Origin of the sequence: Dactylosporangium sp. NPDC050588, assembly GCF_040654975.1 — a bacterium.
Taxonomy (GTDB): Bacteria; Actinomycetota; Actinomycetes; order Mycobacteriales; family Micromonosporaceae; genus Dactylosporangium; species Dactylosporangium maewongense.
In genome coordinates, this window is record NZ_JBFAJA010000077.1 from 1 (window position 1) to 17,637 (window position 17,637).

The 17,637-nt window shown below is 74.1% G+C and carries 16 protein-coding genes and 1 pseudogene; 6 read left to right on the forward strand and 11 right to left on the reverse strand.

Annotated features, from left to right (window positions below; translation table 11 throughout):
* From AB0I21_RS41645 to sthA, 3 genes are all read right to left on the reverse strand, one after another.
* Window positions 1-222, reverse strand: a 222-nt coding sequence (locus AB0I21_RS41645) for a hypothetical protein (protein ID WP_360569198.1), incomplete at its 3' end; no start/stop codon positions are given.
* 1,729 nt (window positions 223-1,951) lie between these two features.
* A complete protein-coding gene (locus tag AB0I21_RS41650; RefSeq protein ID WP_360569199.1) occupies window positions 1,952-3,451 on the reverse strand; it encodes a hypothetical protein in 1,500 nt (499 codons plus the stop codon).
* A 103-nt stretch (window positions 3,452-3,554) separates the two neighbouring features.
* Complete coding sequence (gene sthA, locus AB0I21_RS41655) at window positions 3,555-4,958, reverse strand: Si-specific NAD(P)(+) transhydrogenase (protein WP_360569200.1); 1,404 nt, start codon at window positions 4,956-4,958, stop codon at window positions 3,555-3,557.
* A 62-nt stretch (window positions 4,959-5,020) separates the two neighbouring features.
* Here sthA and AB0I21_RS41660 point away from each other — a divergent pair, with 62 nt between their 5' ends.
* The gene (locus AB0I21_RS41660; RefSeq protein ID WP_360569201.1) at window positions 5,021-5,536 is read left to right on the forward strand and encodes a type II toxin-antitoxin system PemK/MazF family toxin; all 516 of its coding nucleotides are present in this window, start codon (window positions 5,021-5,023) and stop codon (window positions 5,534-5,536) included.
* 76 nt (window positions 5,537-5,612) lie between these two features.
* On the opposite strand, the gene AB0I21_RS41665 is transcribed toward AB0I21_RS41660, so the two are convergent.
* The 3 genes from AB0I21_RS41665 to AB0I21_RS41675 form a co-directional block, all read right to left on the reverse strand.
* Window positions 5,613-6,281, reverse strand: a complete 669-nt coding sequence (locus AB0I21_RS41665; protein WP_360569202.1) for a hypothetical protein — start codon at window positions 6,279-6,281, stop codon at window positions 5,613-5,615.
* A 62-nt stretch (window positions 6,282-6,343) separates the two neighbouring features.
* Window positions 6,344-7,207 carry a hypothetical protein gene (locus tag AB0I21_RS41670; RefSeq protein WP_360569203.1) on the reverse strand — a complete coding sequence of 288 codons (864 nt, stop codon included), beginning with the start codon at window positions 7,205-7,207 and terminating at the stop codon, window positions 6,344-6,346.
* On the reverse strand, window positions 7,207-7,812 hold the full coding sequence (locus AB0I21_RS41675) for an RNA polymerase sigma factor (protein ID WP_360569204.1): 606 nt from the start codon (window positions 7,810-7,812) through the stop codon (window positions 7,207-7,209). Before AB0I21_RS41675 ends, AB0I21_RS41670 begins: the two co-directional genes overlap by 1 nt.
* Before the next feature lie 131 nt (window positions 7,813-7,943).
* Here AB0I21_RS41675 and AB0I21_RS41680 point away from each other — a divergent pair, with 131 nt between their 5' ends.
* Complete coding sequence (locus AB0I21_RS41680; RefSeq protein WP_360569205.1) at window positions 7,944-8,294, forward strand: STAS domain-containing protein; 351 nt, start codon at window positions 7,944-7,946, stop codon at window positions 8,292-8,294.
* Window positions 8,295-8,352: 58 nt separating this feature from the next.
* Here AB0I21_RS41680 and AB0I21_RS41685 read toward each other — a convergent pair whose 3' ends face one another.
* The gene (locus tag AB0I21_RS41685; RefSeq protein WP_344502323.1) at window positions 8,353-9,018 is read right to left on the reverse strand and encodes a DUF3159 domain-containing protein; all 666 of its coding nucleotides are present in this window, start codon (window positions 9,016-9,018) and stop codon (window positions 8,353-8,355) included.
* 67 nt (window positions 9,019-9,085) lie between these two features.
* Window positions 9,086-10,216: an aromatic acid exporter family protein gene (locus tag AB0I21_RS41690; protein ID WP_360569206.1), complete on the reverse strand. Its 1,131-nt coding sequence runs from the start codon at window positions 10,214-10,216 to the stop codon at window positions 9,086-9,088.
* A gap of 39 nt (window positions 10,217-10,255) precedes the next feature.
* Between AB0I21_RS41690 and AB0I21_RS41695 the strand changes: the two genes are divergently transcribed.
* Both AB0I21_RS41695 and AB0I21_RS41700 read left to right on the forward strand, forming a co-directional pair.
* Window positions 10,256-10,981, forward strand: a complete 726-nt coding sequence (locus AB0I21_RS41695; RefSeq protein ID WP_360569207.1) for a tyrosine-protein phosphatase — start codon at window positions 10,256-10,258, stop codon at window positions 10,979-10,981.
* A gap of 43 nt (window positions 10,982-11,024) precedes the next feature.
* Window positions 11,025-12,389: a DUF2252 domain-containing protein gene (locus AB0I21_RS41700; protein ID WP_360569208.1), complete on the forward strand. Its 1,365-nt coding sequence runs from the start codon at window positions 11,025-11,027 to the stop codon at window positions 12,387-12,389.
* 405 nt (window positions 12,390-12,794) lie between these two features.
* On the opposite strand, the pseudogene AB0I21_RS41705 reads toward AB0I21_RS41700, so the two are convergent.
* The 3 genes and pseudogenes from AB0I21_RS41705 to AB0I21_RS41715 all read right to left on the reverse strand — a co-directional run.
* Window positions 12,795-13,329 (reverse strand): annotated as a pseudogene (locus tag AB0I21_RS41705) (IS5 family transposase); the annotation flags it as partial.
* A gap of 512 nt (window positions 13,330-13,841) precedes the next feature.
* Entirely contained in the window at window positions 13,842-14,795 is a 954-nt protein-coding gene (locus AB0I21_RS41710; RefSeq protein ID WP_360569209.1) for a CU044_5270 family protein, read from the reverse strand.
* A complete protein-coding gene (locus tag AB0I21_RS41715; protein WP_360569210.1) occupies window positions 14,792-15,358 on the reverse strand; it encodes a sigma-70 family RNA polymerase sigma factor in 567 nt (188 codons plus the stop codon). The genes AB0I21_RS41710 and AB0I21_RS41715 overlap by 4 nt, the downstream gene beginning before the upstream one ends.
* Window positions 15,359-15,551: 193 nt before the next feature.
* Here AB0I21_RS41715 and AB0I21_RS41720 point away from each other — a divergent pair, with 193 nt between their 5' ends.
* Both AB0I21_RS41720 and AB0I21_RS41725 read left to right on the forward strand, forming a co-directional pair.
* The gene (locus AB0I21_RS41720) at window positions 15,552-16,379 is read left to right on the forward strand and encodes a septum formation family protein (protein ID WP_360569211.1); all 828 of its coding nucleotides are present in this window, start codon (window positions 15,552-15,554) and stop codon (window positions 16,377-16,379) included.
* A 125-nt stretch (window positions 16,380-16,504) separates the two neighbouring features.
* Window positions 16,505-17,518: a LacI family DNA-binding transcriptional regulator gene (locus AB0I21_RS41725; RefSeq protein WP_360569212.1), complete on the forward strand. Its 1,014-nt coding sequence runs from the start codon at window positions 16,505-16,507 to the stop codon at window positions 17,516-17,518.
* Window positions 17,519-17,637: the final 119 nt, after the last annotated feature.

Sequence of the window (17,637 nt, forward strand, 5' to 3'; positions counted from 1 at the left end):
GCGGCGCGGGCGGCGCGGGCGGCGCGGGGGCGGCGCGGGCGGCGCGGGGGCGGCGCGGGGGCGGCGCGGGCGGCGCGGGGGCGGCGCGGGCGGCGCGGGCGGCGCGGGCGGCGCGGGCGGCGCGGGGGCGGCGCGGGCGGCGCGGGGGCGGCGGGGGCGGCGCGGGCGGCGCGGGGGCGGCGCGGGCGGCGCGGGGGCGGCGCGGGCGGCAACGAGCGACACAACGGCAAGCAGGCAGTCAGGGCGGGACGCGCGGCACTCCCCCGACCAGCCACGCCCCGAGCAGCTCCGTCGCCGGCAGCTCCGTCGCCAGGGACGCCGGCGACCTGGCTGTGGCCCATGCCCGCCGCCGATCACACTCGGGCGAGGCAGCGGCATCCATGGACGGTAGGCGCGTTGCGACGGCAGCCGCGCACCGGCAGACGGCGAAGCCAGCCCGGCCGACCAGGGCATAGTCGCCCACCGGGAACGACAGCACGGCAGCGCCGGCCACAGGCACCCGCGCGACCGGCCCGGCCGCGTCGACCCGCGTCCAGCGGACACAACGGCACCGCGTCCGCCAGCAGGAACCACAGCCCGACCCACCCCGGCCGACCAGCGCCAAGTCGCCGACCGGCAGCACGGCGACGCCGACCGCCAACACCCACACGCGACCAGCCGGCCGATGGCACCCGCGCGACCAGTCCGGCCGCGTCGAGCACGTACAGCGGACACAACGGCACCGCGTCCGCCAGCAGCGCCCACAGCCCGACCCGGCCCGGCCTACCAGCGCCAAGTCGCCGACCGGCAGCACGGCGACGCCGACCGCCAGCACCCACGCCCGACCGGCCGGCCGATGGCACCCGCGCGACCAGTCCGGCCGCGTCGACGCACGTCCAGCGGACACAACGGCACCGCGTCCGCCAGTAGGGACCGCAGCCCGGCCCGCCCGGCCGACCAGGGCTTGGCCGCCGACCGGAAACGACAGCACGGGGACGCCCGCCGCGGACACCCCGCACGACCAGGCCAGCCGTGGACACCCCGCGTGACCGGTCCGGCTGCGGCGACGCACGTGCAGCGAGCACAACGGCACCGTGTCCGTCGGGAGAGCCCGCGGCCCGACCCGCCCGGCCAACCGGTGGGGCGGGTCGGGCCCGTGCCTCGTCAACCGAACCGCGTGCGGCGCGCCCTCAGGCGTTCAGAGCCTTCAAGAATGCCTCGGCGATCAGGCCGGCGCCTTGGACGAGATGCAGCACGCGGCGCCACCGCGCACCGGCAGACAGCGACGCCCGCCCCGCCGACCAGGGCGAAGCCGCCGACCGGGAACGACACACAGCGACGCCGGCCGTGGGCACCCGCGAGAACAGTCCAGCCACCGTCGACGCCGTATAGCGGACACAACGGCACCCCCGTCCGCCAGCAGCGCCCGGTAGCCCGACCCGCCCGCCGAACCCGGGTGGTGCCTGGGCCGCGTCGACCGAACCCGCGTCCGGCGCGCCCCTCAGGCGCTCAGGGTCTTCAGGGAGACCTCGGCGATCGGGCCGGTGACGTCCTGGCCGGCGCCTTCGACGTAGACGCAGTACGCGACGCCGCCGCGATCGGCAGACGGCGATGCTAGCCCCGCAGACCAGGGCGTAGCCGCCGACCGGGAACGACAGCACGGCAGCGCCGGCCGCCGGCGCCCACGCGATCAGTCCGGCCGCGTCGACGCACGTACAGCGGACACAACGACACCCCGCCCGCCAGCAGCGACCGCAGCCCGACCACCCGGCCGCGCCGCTGACTGGAAACGACAGCACGGCGACGCCGGCCGTGGGCACCCGCGCGACCGGTCCGGCCACGTCAACCCGCGTACGGCGGGCACAGCTGCACCCGCGTCCGTCAGCAGCGCCCGCGGTGCGACGCGCCCGGCGAAGCGGCGGGCCGGGTGGTGCCTGGGCCGCGTCGACCGAACCCGCGTGCGGCGCGCCCCTCAGGCGCTCAGGGTCTTCAGGAAGGCCTCGGCGATCGGGCCGGTGACGTCCTGGCCGGCGCCTTCGACGTAGACGCAGTACGCGACGCCGCCGCGGACGCCGACGGACATGGTCGGGACGGTCAGCGTGCCGGTGACCGGTGGGCCGTCGGCGGCGGGTGGGCCGGGGGAAGGCTCGGTGAGCAGGACCGGCTGGCGCCACTGGCCCCGGGAGGCCGCCGCGGCGGCGCCCGCGTAGACGAGGGGCGAGCCGACGACGCCGGCCGCGGTGGCCTTGCCGGTGTACATGTCGGCGCCGAGCTTCCATAAAGCGCCGAAACCGGCCGCGGCGCCGTCGACGCCGAGCGGTGGGCTGGGCAGCTCGGCCTGGAAGGCGAGGTTGTAGCCGGCGGCGTCGGGGCCGTTGGCGGCGGCGAGCACCGCGCCGTCGGCGACCCGGACCGCGACCAGCGCCGAACGCTTCGTGGTCGCCGCCAGGGCGGCCTCCGCCGCCTGCTGCGTCTTCACCTCGATCGTCGTGCGCACCCGGGCCCCGTCGACGGCGGACGCGGTGTACAGGACCTTGTCGGCCGGCTTCGCCCCTTGCGGGTCGGCCGCCACGATCTCGACCCGGGGCGTGCCGCGCAGGGCGGTGTCGTAGCGGCGCTGCAGCCCCGTGAGCCCGGTGATGTCGCCGGCCTTCAGCACGCCGCCGCCGGCGTCGATCAGCTCCTTCGTCGCCGGGCCGGACGTGCCCAGCAGCGCCCGCCCGAACGTGCGGGTCAGCGGCAGGGACAGGGTGCCGGCCCGGGTGGCGATCCCGTCGGTGGCGGCGAGGTCCCGCTCGATCTCGGCGTAGTCGGTCTGGCGCAGCGTGACGAGGTCGACGAACGCGTCGGGCTTCGCGGCCGCGAGCCGCCCCGGCAGCGCCGAGGTGTCGACGTCGACCCGCACGGACCGGAACACCAGGTCGAGCCGCTGGACGAGGGCGTTGACGTCGCGGACCAGCCGCGGCTCGACCCCGATGTGCACGACGGGGATCTCCGACACGATCGGCGTGCCGTCGGCGGCGAGGACGACCCCGCGGTTCGCCGGGGTGGAGCGCAGCGTCAGCCGCCGGCCGTCGGGCAGGTCGGGATGCACGACGGCCGGGCCGAGGTAGACCGCCCACCGGCCGTCGATCCTGCGGGCGTCGACGGTCGTCTCGTATGCCCAGTGCCGGCCGTCGGGCAGCGTCCAGTCGACGCCGAGCCTGGTGCTGGCGTCGTCCTTGCGCACGGTCGCCGCGCCGCTCCTCGTCAGCGCGGGCCGGCGGGCCGCGAGGTCGCCCTCGGTGCCCGCCAGCAGCTGCTTGGCGGCGTCGGCGGCCAGGGGCTGCCCGGCCGGCGTGCGCAGCTCGACGCCCGTGAGGTCGGCCCGCTGCCACCCGGCGACGAACGCGGCGAACGGATCCTCGGCCGGCTTGTCACCCGTACAAGCGGCGGAGGCAGCCAGGAGCGCCGCCACCAGCACCAGTCTCACGTGTCGCAGCATCCGCGCCTTCCCCCGTGTCGTCGTCCGCCTCCTGTAACTTCATCGGCCGTGCCCGAGGTTGGAGTTCTGCGGTGTGGTGCCCGTCACATCGTCACGCCGTCAGGCGCGACACCGAGCGCATCTTGTTCATCGCGTCGAGGGCGGCCACCTTGTACGACTCGGCGAGCGTCGGGTAGTTGAAGACGGCGTCGACGAGGTAGTCGACGGTGCCGCCGCAGCCCATGACGGTCTGGCCGATGTGGACGAGCTCGGTGGCCCCGGTGCCGAAGACGTGCACGCCGAGGATGCTGCGGTCCTCCGGCGAGACGATGATCTTCAGCATGCCGTACGAGTCGCCGATGATCTGCCCGCGGGCGAGCTCACGGTAGCGGGAGATGCCGACCTCGAACGGGATGTTGTTGTCCGTGAGGTCGTCCTCGGTACGCCCGACGAAACTGATCTCGGGAATCGTGTAGATGCCGATCGGCTGGAGCAGCTGCATGCCGCGCACCGGCTCGTCGCACGCGTGGTGGGCGGCGAGGCGGCCCTGCTCCATCGAGGTCGAGGCGAGGGCCGGGAAGCCGATGATGTCGCCGACGGCGTAGATGTGCGGCACCTCGGTGCGGAAGTGCTCATCGACGGTGATCCGGCCGCGCTTGTCGGCCTCCAGGCCCGCCTTCTCCAGGCCGATCTGGTCGGCGGCGCCCTGCCGGCCCGCGGAGTACATGACGGCGTCGGCGGCGATCCGCTTGCCGCTGGCGAGGACCGCGACGGCGGTGCGGCCGTGCCGCTCGACGGCGGCGACGGACTCGCGGAAGCGGAACGACACCGACAGGTCCCGCAGGTGGTACTTGAGAGCCTCGACGATCTCCAGGTCGCAGAAGTCGAGCATGCGGTCGCGCCGCTCGACCACGGTGACCTTGGTGCCGAGGGCGGCGAACATGGACGCGTACTCGATGCCGATGACCCCGGCGCCGACGACGACCATCGACGCGGGGATCTTGTCGATGTTGAGGATGCCGTCGGAGTCGATGATCGTCGTGTCGTCGAACTCGACACTGTCGGGCCGGGCCGGCCGGGTGCCCGCGGCGAGAATGATCTTCTCGGCGGACACCAGCGACGAGTGCCCGTGCTCGTCGGAGATCGACAGCGTGTGCGGGTCGACGAAGACGCCGGTGCCCTGCAGCAGCTTCACCCGGTTGCGGGCCAGCTGGCTGCGGATGACCTCGATCTCCCGGCCGATCACGTGCTGCGTGCGCGCGCCCAGGTCGCCGACGGTGATGTCGTCCTTGACGCGGTAGCTCTGCCCGTACATCTCCCGCTGGCTCAGGCCGGTCAGGTAGAGCACCGCCTCGCGCAGGGTCTTGCTCGGGATGGTGCCTGTGTTGATGCAGACACCACCGATCATGTGGCGCCGCTCGACGACGGCGACCCGCCGGTCGAGCTTCGCGGCCGCGATGGCCGCCTTCTGCCCGCCGGGGCCGGAACCGAGCACGAGGACATCGAAGTCGTACATGAACGACAGTGTCCAGTGCGCTGGCAAGCGCCGTCCAGACGATCGGGACTATGGTCGTCCGCGTGAAACGACTTCTTCGCAACCTGGCTACCCGGCTCGGCGGCCGGCCGGCCGCCCCCGCGCCCACGCAGCCGGTGCCCACGCCACCCCGCTCGGCGCCGGCCGGCAGGGCGACGCTGCACAAGCCGGGACCGCCGCCGAAGCACGTCAGCGACAAGCTGCTGCAGTACGCCCCGCAGCTCGACGGCGCCGCCGACCCCGGCGAGGTCGTGTGGACGTGGGTGGAGTACGAGGACGACCCCAACCAGGGCAAGGACCGGCCGGTCCTCGTCGTCGGGCGCAAGGGCACGGAGCTCGTCGGGCTGATGCTGTCCAGCCAGAGCGAGCGCGACGGCCAGCGCAACTGGCTCGCCCTCGGGCCCGGCTCGTGGGACCGCGACCAGCGGCCCAGCTGGGTCCGCCTCGACCGGGTCCTGACCGTCGAGGAGCACGGCATCCGTCGTGAGGGCGCCATCCTCGACCGGGAGCGCTTCGACCTGGTCGCCGAGCGGCTGCGTTCCTCGTACGGCTGGGACTGAAGTACGGCTGGGACTGAAGTACGGCTAGGACTGAAGTACGGCCGGGACTGAGTACGGCGGGGACCGACGCCGGCCGTCAGGTCTGGGGCTGGGGCTGGGGCTGGAACACCGGCAGCATCTTGGCCAGCTCGTCGCGCATGAGGGCGGCGGCCTCGTCGAAGCTGTCCACCACGGTGGCGGCCTCGTCGGTGCCGTCGCTGCCGACGAAGCGCCACGTGCCGTCGGTCGCCGACGCGAGGGTCGCCCGGGCCGGGGCGTTGCCGCGGGCGACGTCCTGCACGGTCGAGGTGTTGAACGTGGCGACGGCGGGCCGGTGCCGGTGCAGGAACCGGTCCGCGATCCCCAGCAGCGGCTCGCGCACGTCGACATCGGCGCCGATCGGGGTGATGTCGTAGCAGCGGTACGCGCGGGCGGCGACCAGGAACCGGGTCATCTCCGCCTCGAACAGCAGCGCCCCGTCGGCGTGGTCCTCCGCGGTCAGGCCGACCTGCACGAACGCGCGCGGCCGGTGCAGCCCGGCGGCGACCGCGGCGACCGCCGGCGCCATCTCCAGCTTCTGCCCGTCGACGGGCGCGGCCAGGTGGCGCAGCAGCAGCGACCCGAGCCCGGCGCTGAGGACCGCGTCGGCCCGGTCGGCGTCGGTCAGGCCGAGCAGCCGGGGCGCCTCGCCCGGCTGACCACCGCTGGCCAGCAGGAACGACAGTTCGGCGGCGGTCATGCTCAGCTGTTCCGTGGTCCCGTCCATGGCGTCCACTCCCGTCGCGATCGTCCGTCGTCGTGGTGCTCAACGCCGGGCACGCGATCACGTCACGCGTTCTTGGACGACCGGTTGTTTTTCGACTTGGTACCGGTCGGCGCCGGCGACAGGCCGCAGAACGCCTCGATCCGGTCCGCCCCGCCCGCGGCGGCGGTCAGCACGTTCAGGTCCGCGGGATCCATCGGCTTGCGGTGCGGGTCGTCGCGGACCTTCTGCCACTCGCCGCAGAGCTTCCGCATGTCCTTGCCGGCCGTGGCGGTCGGGGCCGCCGGGCTCGGGGTCACCGCCGGCTCACTGGACCGCTGCGCGGCGGGTGTGGTCGGCGGCACGGTCCGCACGGTCCGGGTCGGTGCCGCGGGCGCGGGCGCGGGGTCGTGGTCGGGGACCTGGTCGATCCAGTCGTGCGCGGCGCTTTGCAACGGCGCGGGCAGCCTGCCGGCACCGGCGGCGATCCCGGCCCCGGCCAGCACGCCGGCCGTCAGCGCCGCCGCGAGCACCGCGGCCCGCCGCCTGGGCGGCCCGGCCCGCCGCGGCGCCACCGGCGCACCGGCGCCGCCGGCGGCGAACTCCCGCCGGAACGCGTCCACCGCGGCCTGCTCCCCCGCCAGCTCCCCGGGCCGCGCCGGACCGGCCGCCGCCCGGAGCAGCCCCTCGAGCGGCGAGTCCCCGGCGTTGCCGGTCCGGCCCGGTTCGCCGCGCCCGCGACTCCCGCCTTGCCCGTTGCCGCCGCCGCCGCGGTCACCGGTCTCGCGACGTCCGGGGCCGCTGTGGCCTCCGGTCCCGCTGTGGCCGCCGGTCTCACGACGGCCGCGGTCGCCGGGGCCGGAGGGGCCGCCGGATTCGCCGGTCATGCGCTCGAGGAGTCGCTGCGCCTCCGCCTTCGCCAGCGCCCGCCGGCGCCACCAGCCCAGCATCAGGCACCTTCCAGGTGGGCGTGGGGAAGATCGGCGCCCGCGCCGGTGGTGCCGGCGGGGACGCGGCGGGCGCTGACCTGGGGGTGCGCGGCGAGGCGGCGCAGGCCGCGCATGGCGGCGATGCGGACGGCACCGGGGCGTTTGCCGAGGACCTCGGCGGTGCCGGCGACGTCGAGACCGGCGACGACGCGGAGCAGGACCGCCTCGGCCTGGTCCTGGGGCAGCTCGCCGATGAGCCGCAGCGCCCACTCGGTGCCGGCGTGCTCGATGACCTCGGCGGCCGCGTCCGGGGCGGGGCGGCCGGACTCGACGTGGTCGCGGCTCTCCTCCCGGCGGCGCCAGACCCGGCGGCCGTCGTCGATGGCGCGGTGCCGGGCGATGCGAAACAGCCAGACCCGGAACGCGGTCGGGTCCCCCCCGAAGCGTGGCAGGTCCCTGACGACCTGGAGCCACGTCTCCGACGCCACGTCCTCCGCCGCATCGCCGCACACCGCGTGCAGGTACCGTAGGACCGCCGGCTGCAGGGCGCGCCACAGCACGGCGAAACCGGTCTCGTCACCGCTGGCCGCCGCCCGTAACGGCGCGGCAAGGTCGGCGTCACGCACCGGCGTCGCCGACCGGGTGTAACGCGTCGCGAGCGCGGGCCGCCCCTTCGGGGACGAGCACCATCCGCGCATCGAGGGGGATCACCGTTGAGGGACCGACTGCCGCACCGAACAGGGCCGTGGGAGCGGACATGACCGACGCCTTCGCGACCGCGACCGTCGACGGCTGTGTCGTGGTCACCCCGACCGGGGCGCTCGACGTCGCCACGTCGCCCGCGCTGCACACGTGGGTGCACCGCTGCCTGGACGAGGGAGCGACGCTGCTCGTGCTGGACCTGTCGGAGGTGGAGTTCATCGACTCCACAGCATTGCGGGTCCTGGTGTCAGTACACAAGCGGTTGCGGGAAACCGAATCGGGTGGATTCGCGGTGGTCTGCCCGCATGCCCGCATCCGCCGGATCTTCGACCTGACCGCGCTCGACCGCGTCTTCACCCTCACCGACACCGTCGACGAGGCCGTCATCGCCCTCAAGGCGCCCTGACAGCAGCCCTGACCGAGGCCGCGCCGAGGGGCTGATGAGGCCCTGCGCGGCACCGGCGTCACTGGTGGGTGGCGCCGGCGTCGGTACCGGTCGGCGCCGCCTGCGGATGGCGCAGGCCGGGATGGCCAGGCGGCAGGCTGCGCCGCAACACCCACCAGCTCACGGCCAGGCACGCCGCGACCAGGGGCCAGGTCAGCACCACCTGCGCGGTGGCCAGCCACACCACGTGACCGGTCCACCACAGCGGCACGAAGATCAGCAGCCGCACCAGGTACTGGCAGACCCACACCCAGCTCGCCGCCTGGTACGCCCGCAGCAGCGCCGGGTCGCGCCGCCACCTGGCCTTCTGCCCCAGGACGGTGCCGACGATCAGGCCCAGGAACGGCCACCGGACCAGGATGCTGCCGGCCCACGCCAGGGCGCTCGCCGCGTTCGTCAGCAGCCGGACCAGGAAGAAGTCCTCGGCCCGGCCGGTGCGCAGCGCCACGATCGCGCCCAGGCAGACCAGCAGCAGGCTGACGACGGTCGCCGCGGGCGGGCGCCCCTGCCGCAGCCGCCAGACGGCCACGGCCGCGCCGGCGAGCACCGCGATCCCGGCCCCCAACGCGATCGACCGGCCGCCGGCGAGCCAGCCCGCCACGAACCCGGCGACAGGGACGACGCTGTCGAGCGCCGCTCGCCGCCCACCGAGCAGGGTGGCGAGTGACTCGTCCCCGTTGTGCACCGTCCACACCTTTCAGCGGCCAGACCCAGGTAAGCCTGCCCTATCATGCCCGGTGCTGGACTGAGAGTCACGATCGCGGCAGGGTGTCCGGGTCGATGAGGGCGGTCGCGTCCTCGCCGCCGATGTCCTGGCGCAGCTGGTCGAGCCGGCCGAGCAGGCTGACGGAGTCGAGGACCGCGACCGCGCTCGGGAACACTTGGTGGGTGCGCTCCACGGCGCCGGTCAGCTCCTCCCGCAGCAGCGTGTCGTCGGTCTCCTTGCCGGCGAGGAGGTCCTCGAGCAGCGCCGCGATCGACCGCAGCAGCGCGGCGAGGGTCTGCCGGTCCAGGGCCGGCGGCTGCCCCGGCCGGTCGTACAGCCGGTCGACGGCCAGCGACACCGACCTGATCTGCAGGCTGATCCGGACCAGGAACACCTGCTCCTCGTGCAGGGCGACGACCCGCTCCCCGAGCCGGACGGCGGCGACGTTGAGCCGGGCCGTCTCCTCGACCGCGGCGACCTCGGCCGCGGCGGCGGTGCTCAGGTCGGTCAGCCCCCGCGACGCCGGGATCCAGTCGTGCCTGTCCCGGGCGTCCAGCGGCGGGGTCCCGTCGCGGCGGTCGAGCTCGTCGGCGATGTCCCGCAGCACCGACACGCACCCCGCCGCCCAGACGGAGATGGCCTCGCAGGCCTGCCGCAGGCGCGGCCGCTCCGGCACGACCACGGCGACGACCAGCCCGACCACGCTGCCGATGGCGACGTCGATGAAGCGCCATTGCCCGTACCCCTTGGCGACCGGCGCCAGCATGATCACCGCCAGCACCGCGATGGTGAGCTGGTTGCGCGCGAGCGGGGTGTTGGTGACCCGCCGGGCCAGGGCCAGGGCGCCGAACGCGGCGAGGGCGAGCGACCACCAGCTGAGGCCGAGGAACTTCACCCACCCGATCGCGACGGCCGTGCCGACCAGGTTGGCGAAGAGCAGCTGCACGCCGGTGGCGATCGAGCCGTACACACTGGCCTGGAGCGTCAGGATCGCGACGATCGGGGCGAAGAGCACCGCGACGTTGTCACCGAGCTGGCGGGCGAGGACCCAGGCCGTGGTCGCCGCGACGGTCGTCTTGACGACGGTCAGCCAGCTCGGGCGGCTCTTCGGCACGCTGGCCAGCAGCACGCCGAGCGGCTCGGTGACCGACGCACGCTTCGACCTGGCCGGATCCACGGAACCTAAGCCTACCGGCGCACCCGATAAGGTCGCAGCGTGCGCAGCTACGACCACCCCAACCTGTTCAACTTCCGCGACCTCGGCGGCTACACCGGCACCGGCGGCCGGACGGTGCGCTGGCGCCGGCTCTTCCGATCGGACTCGCTCAGCCGGATCGACCCCGCCGACGCCGCGTCGTTCACCGCGGTGGGGGTGCGCACCGTCATCGACCTGCGCCGCCCGCGGGAGATCGCCCGCGACGGGCGGGTGCCCGAGTTCCCCGGCCTCGCCTACCACCACCTGCACCCCGAGCACGCCGAGTGGGAGGACGCGACCGACCACGACGAGCCCAGCGACGCCCGCTGGCTGGCCAACCGGTATCTCGACATCGCCTACACCGGCGCCGCCGCGATGGTCGCCGCGGTCGCCGTGATCGCGGAGGCCGACAACGCGCCGGTCGTCGTGCACTGCACCGCCGGCAAGGACCGCACCGGCGTCGTGTCCGCGCTGACCCTCGGGGCGCTCGGCGTCGCCGAGGACGACATCGCCGAGGACTACGCGCTCACCGCCGGCGCGACCGGCCCCGCCATGGCGTACCTGCGCCGGATCAACCCGGAGATCGCGAAGATGCCGGAGCGGTACCTGGCCGCGCCCGCCGAGGCGATGCGGCTGTTCCTGCGCGACGTGCACGGCCGGCACGGCTCCGTCCGCGGGTACCTGCTGGAGATGGGCCTGCCGGAGACGCACCTCACGGCGCTGGAGGAGCACCTGCTGGAGCCATGAATCTGACACCGCCGTGTCACCTGCGGGCCGTTACCGTAAGGGCATGATCGGCTCCACCGGATGGGCGGCCCCCGAAGCACTGCGTGCCGAGGGCGTCCAGCGTCGCACCAGCACCCCCGCCAAGTCGCTGACCGAGCCCCGCACGGCGGCCGGCCGCGATCCGGTCGCCGTGATCGCCGCCTCCAACGCTGAGCGCGTCGCCGAGCTGGTGCCGATCCGCGTCGGCCGCATGATCAGCTCCCCGTTCGCGTTCCTGCGCGGCTCCGCCGCCGTCATGGCCGCCGACCTCGCCGGCGGCGCCGACACCGGGCTCCACGGGTATATCTGCGGCGACGCGCACGCGGCCAACTTCGGCTTCTTCGCCTCGCCGGAGCGGCGGCTCGTGATGGACGTCAACGACTTCGACGAGACCGTCGTCGGGCCCTGGGACTGGGACCTCAAGCGCCTCACCGCCAGCATCGTCAGCGCCGGCCGGGAGGCGGGCCTGCCGGAGGACGAGTGCCGCGACGCCGCCCGCGACTGCGCGACCGGTTACCGCACGGCCCTCGCCGAGCTCGCCGACATGTCGCTGCTGGAGGCGTACTACCTGACCACCGACCACTCGACGCTGGAGCACTTCGGCATCGGCGACCTCGCCGACGTCTTCGACCGGGTCCGCAAGAAGGCGAAGAAGAACACCAGCCGCCGTGTCGCGCAGAAGTTCACCCAGCGCCTCGACCACGACGCGTGGCGCTTCACCCCCGACCCGCCGATCCTGGTGCCGCTCGACTCCACCGACTCGTTCCGCGTCATCGAGTCCCTGGAGGGCTATGCCGCCACCCTCGAGGAGGAGATCCGCACCCTGTTCGGGCGCTATGCCGTCGTCGACGTCGCCCACCGCATCGTCGGGCTCGGCAGCGTCGGCCTCCGCTCCTATGTGGTGCTCCTGCACGGCAACCACGACGAGGCACTCGTGCTGCAGGTGAAGCAGGCCCGCGCGTCCGCCCTCGCCCCCTACCTGCCGCCCGCGCCCGAGCAGCACGCCGGCGAGCGGGTCGTGCGCGGCCAGCGCTGGATGCAGACCGTCAGCGACGTGCTGCTCGGCTGGACGAGCATCGACGGCGTGCCCTATCTGGTGCGCCAGTTCCGCGACATGAAGGGCTCGATCGACCCGACGACGCTGCGCGCCGGCCAGCTCGACGACTACGCCCGCGTATGCGGCGTCGTCCTGGCCCGCGCCCACGCCCAGTCGATCGACCCGCGCACCCTGTCCGGCTACTGCGGCGCCCCCGACACCGCCGACGGCGACGAGTTCGACGAGGGCTTCGCCACCTTCGCCGCCGCCTACGCCGACCAGACCGAAGCCGACCACGCGGCCCTCGTCGCCGCCGTCAACGCCGGCAAACTCCCCGCCACAACCGGCGTCTAGGTTCCGCCTCACGGATCATCGGGTCGGCCCGTTCCCGCCTGTGCCACGCAAGGCGCCGAGCGGGCTGCGCTGGCACCGTCACCGGCTCAGCCCGTCCGCGACGCCCGGTGGCAGGATCACCGCCATGCGGTCTGCCGGGGTGAAGCGGACCTGGTCGCCGGGACGTGACCTGCCGGAACGGCATGGCGCCGTATCAGCGGTTGCGGCGGTGGACCGCCGACGGCGCTGGGCGATGCTGAAGGACCGGGACGACTCCCTCCCCGCCGCGGACAGCGGCATCGACTGGGAGGCTCAGGTCGACTCCACAGTCGTGCGGGTCCGGCGGTGCTCATTGGGGCGTAACGCCGACAGGCAGGCAGAGGGATCGCCCGGTCCCGTGGCAGCCTGACCCTTTGAGAGTTCCTAACAACGTCGGGCAACGTGTCGGTACGTGATGATGCAGGTGGCGAGGCTGAGAAGGCTTCGTGGATGTCGTCGCGGCGTGCCCAGCGGATGCGGAGTCGTCTCATGCCGTGGTACCAGGCGATGGTGCGTTCCACGACCCAGCGGTAGATGCCGAGGCCGGAGCCGTGGGGTGTGCCGCGGCGGGCGATGCGTGGGCGGATGCCTTTGGCGCGGACGGTGCGGCGGTACTTGTCGCGGTCGTAGGCGCGGTCGGCGAACACCTGGTCGGGTCGTTGGCGTGGGCGTCCGCGTCGGCCGCGGACGGGCGGGACCTTGTCGATCAGTGGCAGCAGTTGGGTGATGTCGTTGCGGTTGCCGCCGGTCAGGGACGCGGCCAGGGGGATGCCGGCGCCGTCGGTCAGGACGTGGTGCTTCGAGCCCGCTCTGGCGCGGTCGACCGGTCTCTGTCCGCCTTTGGGCCGCGGCGGGCGGCGCGGATGTGGGAGGAGTCGATGACCGCCCGGGACCAGTCCAGCTTCCCGGCGGCGTGCAGTTCGGTCGCGTGGCGGCCGTGCTTCGGGTCGGTCAGGTGCATGCGATGCTCGGCGTGGACCGTGCGGCCGGAGACGAGCAGCCCATGCCCGTCAGGTCCGGTCCCGCGCCGGGCCCCGACGACCGCCACGCGATCAGAATGGCCGCCACGCGATCAGAATGGCCGCCACGCGATCCGAACGGCCGCCGCGCTGCCCCTCGTCGGCGGTGGGACGACACCGAGATCGGCCCGTCGGCGACCTGGCCGGAGACCGGGGCCGGGCCGGGCGCGTGCGTGGTGATGCGTGGCCTCAGCAGTCACCCCCGCCCACAACCGGCCGCCCTCACAGCGGTGCCGCCGAGCTGGCCGGCTCCACCGGATGGGGCCCGGTGCGGTCCAGGCGCAGCCACGACGGCAGACAACCCTGGAGTGTGAGCGGCGCGATGTCGAGGCACACCGACACTCAAGCACAGGGGTACGACAGAAACCGTTCAGAAAACACGGCACCGAGCGCCGCGGCCGGCCCTGGACCGGGGCTAGCGCTTCGGGCGGGCGCCGAGGTCGGGGACGACGGCTCGCTGGGTGACCGCTGACATGCCCAGGACCGTGCCGGCCGGGCCGTCGACGGTGTCCTGCACGAGGTAGCTGCGCTCGCCCAGGTAGTCGAACGTGCGCTCGTCGAAGATCCATTCATGGCGCCAGCTCCGGTCGGTGTGGGCGACCGCGATGCCTGGGCGGCCGGCCGCGTCGGTGACGCCGCGGACCACCTCGACGTCCGGGATCTTCGCCGCGGCGCGGTACAGGGCGGCCCTGATCTGTGGGGGGACGAGGGACTCGCGCAGGATGTCGCCGATCGCGGTGAACACCGCACTGTCCGGGTCGTTGCCCTGTCCGGTGTGCCGCTGGTAGAGCTTCGCCAGCAGCTCGTCCGGGTCGGCGGGCAGGTCGACGACCTGCGCGTTGGGTGTCATGTCCGGCAGCTTCCGCGTCGACGGGATGGCGCCGAGGAGCGGCACGTCGTAGAACGGCTGGCGGACCTGGCCGTCGCCGCGGTGGAAGAGCGGGATCCAGATCTCCCGTTCGTGCACCGGCTGGAGGCGGGCCGGGCCGTCGCCCACCTCCGAGTACGCGACCCGGCTCTTGACGTAGAGGTACTCGCCGCCGCCGGTCGAGGGGCCCGGCTCGCCGGTCGAGGGGCCCGGCTCGCCGGTCGCCGCCGCGGCCATCCGCTGCAGCAGCAGCGTCGCGGCGCCGTGGTCGCCCTGGGCGACGGTGACGACCAGCGGCGCGCTGACCGGCGCCAGCGAGTGGGCGACCACGCCGGCGGCGAGGGCGACGGCGAGCACGCCCGCCGGCACGAGCAGCAGCGTCCGCCGGGAGCGCCGGACCGGCCGGCGGAGCTCGTTCACCAGGTGGTGCCGCAGCGCCTGCCGGCGGACCGCGGGCAGGACGGGCACGGGCGGGGCGGCGGGGGCGGTCGGGTCGTTCATCGGTGCTCTCCCTGCTCGACGGAGTCCGGCTGCTGTGTCAGGGCCCGCAGCCGGGTCCTGGCCCGTGACAGCCGGGAGCGCACGGTCCCGACGGGGACACCGAGGGCCTCGGCCGCCGACGCGTAGTCCAGCTCCGACCACACGCAGAGCAGGAACACCTCCCGGTCCGCCCGGCTCAGCGCCCGCAGGGCCGCCACCGCGGCGGCCAGCTGGTCGGCGTCGTGCATCCGGGCGATCACCTCGTCGGCGAAGTCCGGGACGGTGTCGCGCGGCGGGAGCCGGCGCAGCGCGTCGCTGTGCCGGCGGGCCGCGCGCCGGCGGTTGCGCAGCACGTTGGTGGCGATGCCGAGCAGCCAGGGGCGCAGGCTGCCGCCGTCGGGGTGCAGGGTTCCGCGGATCCGCCACGCCTCCAGGAACGTCAGCGACACCACGTCCTCGGCGTGCGCCGGGTCGCCGGTGCTCCACACGGCGTGCCGGTGGACCGCGTCGGCGTGCTCGTCGAAGAGCGCGCCGAAGGCGTCGGCGTCCCCGGCCCGGATCCGGACCCGCATTTCAGCTGTCACACCTGATACCTGTCCGCGGCTGCCGCCGGGTTCCCTCCCTTGCGGCACGAATTCTTCTCGCTTGTGGGATTGATCGGCTGCTGACACACTGCACACCGCGCGCGTTCGCGGGGGAGGCATTGACGTGGTGCGATCATGGATGGTAGCTGTCGCGGTGGTACTGCTGGCGGCGGTGACAGGGTGCACAAAGAGCGTGCCCTCGGGGGTCGACAAGGACCTCGTCAACGGGTGGGCCATGATCCCCGAGGCGAAGGTGCCGGAGCCGAAGGCCGGTGACTGCTGGAGCACCTCGACCCCGACCGTCGACGACATCGTGACGGTGCCGATCGCCACGGTCGCGGCGCCGTGCAGCGGCTCGCACATGGGCGAGACCGTGCACGTCGGGCACTTCACCGGGGCCACGGCCGACGCCGAGACGCCGCCGACGCTGGACAAGATCGCCGACACCTACGCCGCGTGCGAGGCAGAGGTCACGAAGTTCCTCGGCGGGTCCTGGAAGCTCGGCAGGGCGCGGCTGCTCGTGTACCCGCCGACCACCACCCAGTGGCGGGGCGGCGCGAGGTTCTTCCGGTGCGACGTGGCGGCGCTGAAGAGCCACGACGGCTACTTCGAGGAGGGCACCGCGTCGTTGCAGGGCAGCCTGCGGGCCGGCAGCGAGCGGCTGTACGGGTGCATGGCCCTCGTCGGCGGCATCGACAGCTGGAGCGACCTGACGCCGGTGGCCTGCACCGCGCCCCACGACGCGGAGTTCATGGGGCTCATCACGTCGAAGTCCGGCACGTACCCGGCCAGCCGGGACGCATCGAAGGCGGCGTTCGACACGGCGTGCGTCGACCAGATCCGCAGCTACACCGGCGGCGCCATCAACCCGCTCGCGAGCGCCAAGGCGCGCTACTGGTACCCGCTGGTCGCCGTGAACGCGCAGGAGTGGGGCGCCGGCAACCACAGCGCGCACTGCTTCGTGCTGCTGCCGAAGAAGATCAGCCGCACGTTGAAGGGCAACGGCAGCAAAGCCATCTGAGCGGACGCATTCAGCAGCGTCGACGTCCCTCCGGACGGTGACACTCGTCGAACCGTGCGCTCCTTTACGGCAAACTGGTCCCGGGCATCGCTGTGCTGGAGGGGTTCGTCGTTGGGCGGGGGCGGATGACGGCCGGTCGGGTGACGCTGCTGGACGTCGCGCGGCGCGCCGGCGTCTCGCGCACGACCGCCTCGTTCGTGCTCACCGGCCGCCGCGACATGCGCATCTCCGCCGACGCCGAGCAGCGCGTGCTGCGCGCCGCCCGCGAGCTGGACTACCGGCCCAACCTGACCGCCCGCAGCCTGCGCACCCGCGTCACGCAGACCATCGGCCTCGTGTCGGACACGATCGCCACCGACGCGTTCGCCGGCGAGATCATCCGGGGCAGCACCGCCACCGCGCTGACCCGCCAGCACCTGCTCTTCATCGGCGAGACCGAGGGCGACCCCGCCACCGAGCAGCGGCTCATCCAGGACATGCTCGACCGTGGTGTCGACGGATTCCTCTACGCCGCGATGTACACCCGCGAGATCCGCGTCCCGTCGGCCCTGCGCGGCCATCCCGTCGTCCTCGTCAACTGCGTCACCGGCGGCCGTCGCGCCGTCAGTGTCGTCCCCGACGAGCTCGCCGCGGGCCGCTCGGCCGCGTCGGCGCTCCTGGCCGCCGGTCACACGGGCGGCATCCACATCGTCGGCGAGTCCGCCCTTCACGTGTACGCCGCCCGCAACCGCCGCACCGGCATCGACGAGACACTGGCCGCCGCCGGCCTGCGCGTGGCGGGGACGGTCGAGTGCTCATGGTGGCCGGAGCCCGCGTACGACGCCGTCCGCGCCTTCCTCGCCGGCGGCCCGCGCGTGACGGCGCTGATCTGCCTCAACGACCGGCTCGCCATGGGCGCCTACCAGGCCGCCGCCTCCGCCGGGCTGCGCATCCCGGAGGACCTGTCGGTGGTCTCCTTCGACGACTCGGACCTGGCGTCGTGGCTGCGGCCGCAGCTGACGTCGGTCGCCCTCCCCCACTTCGAGCTCGGCCGCCGCGCCGTCGAGCTCCTGCTGGACCCGGACCGCGAGCCCGGCACCCACCTCGTCGACATGCCCCTGCGCTCCCGCGCCTCCATCGCCCCACCCCGGCTGCCGTAATCCCGCGAGCGGCCAGGTTGCGTCCCCCGGGCGAGGACGGGGTCCGGCGATGGCCATGACATGTTGAAGACCGCCCGGCGGCCCGGCCGTCGCTCACGCCCCGAACCCGCGAACGCCTG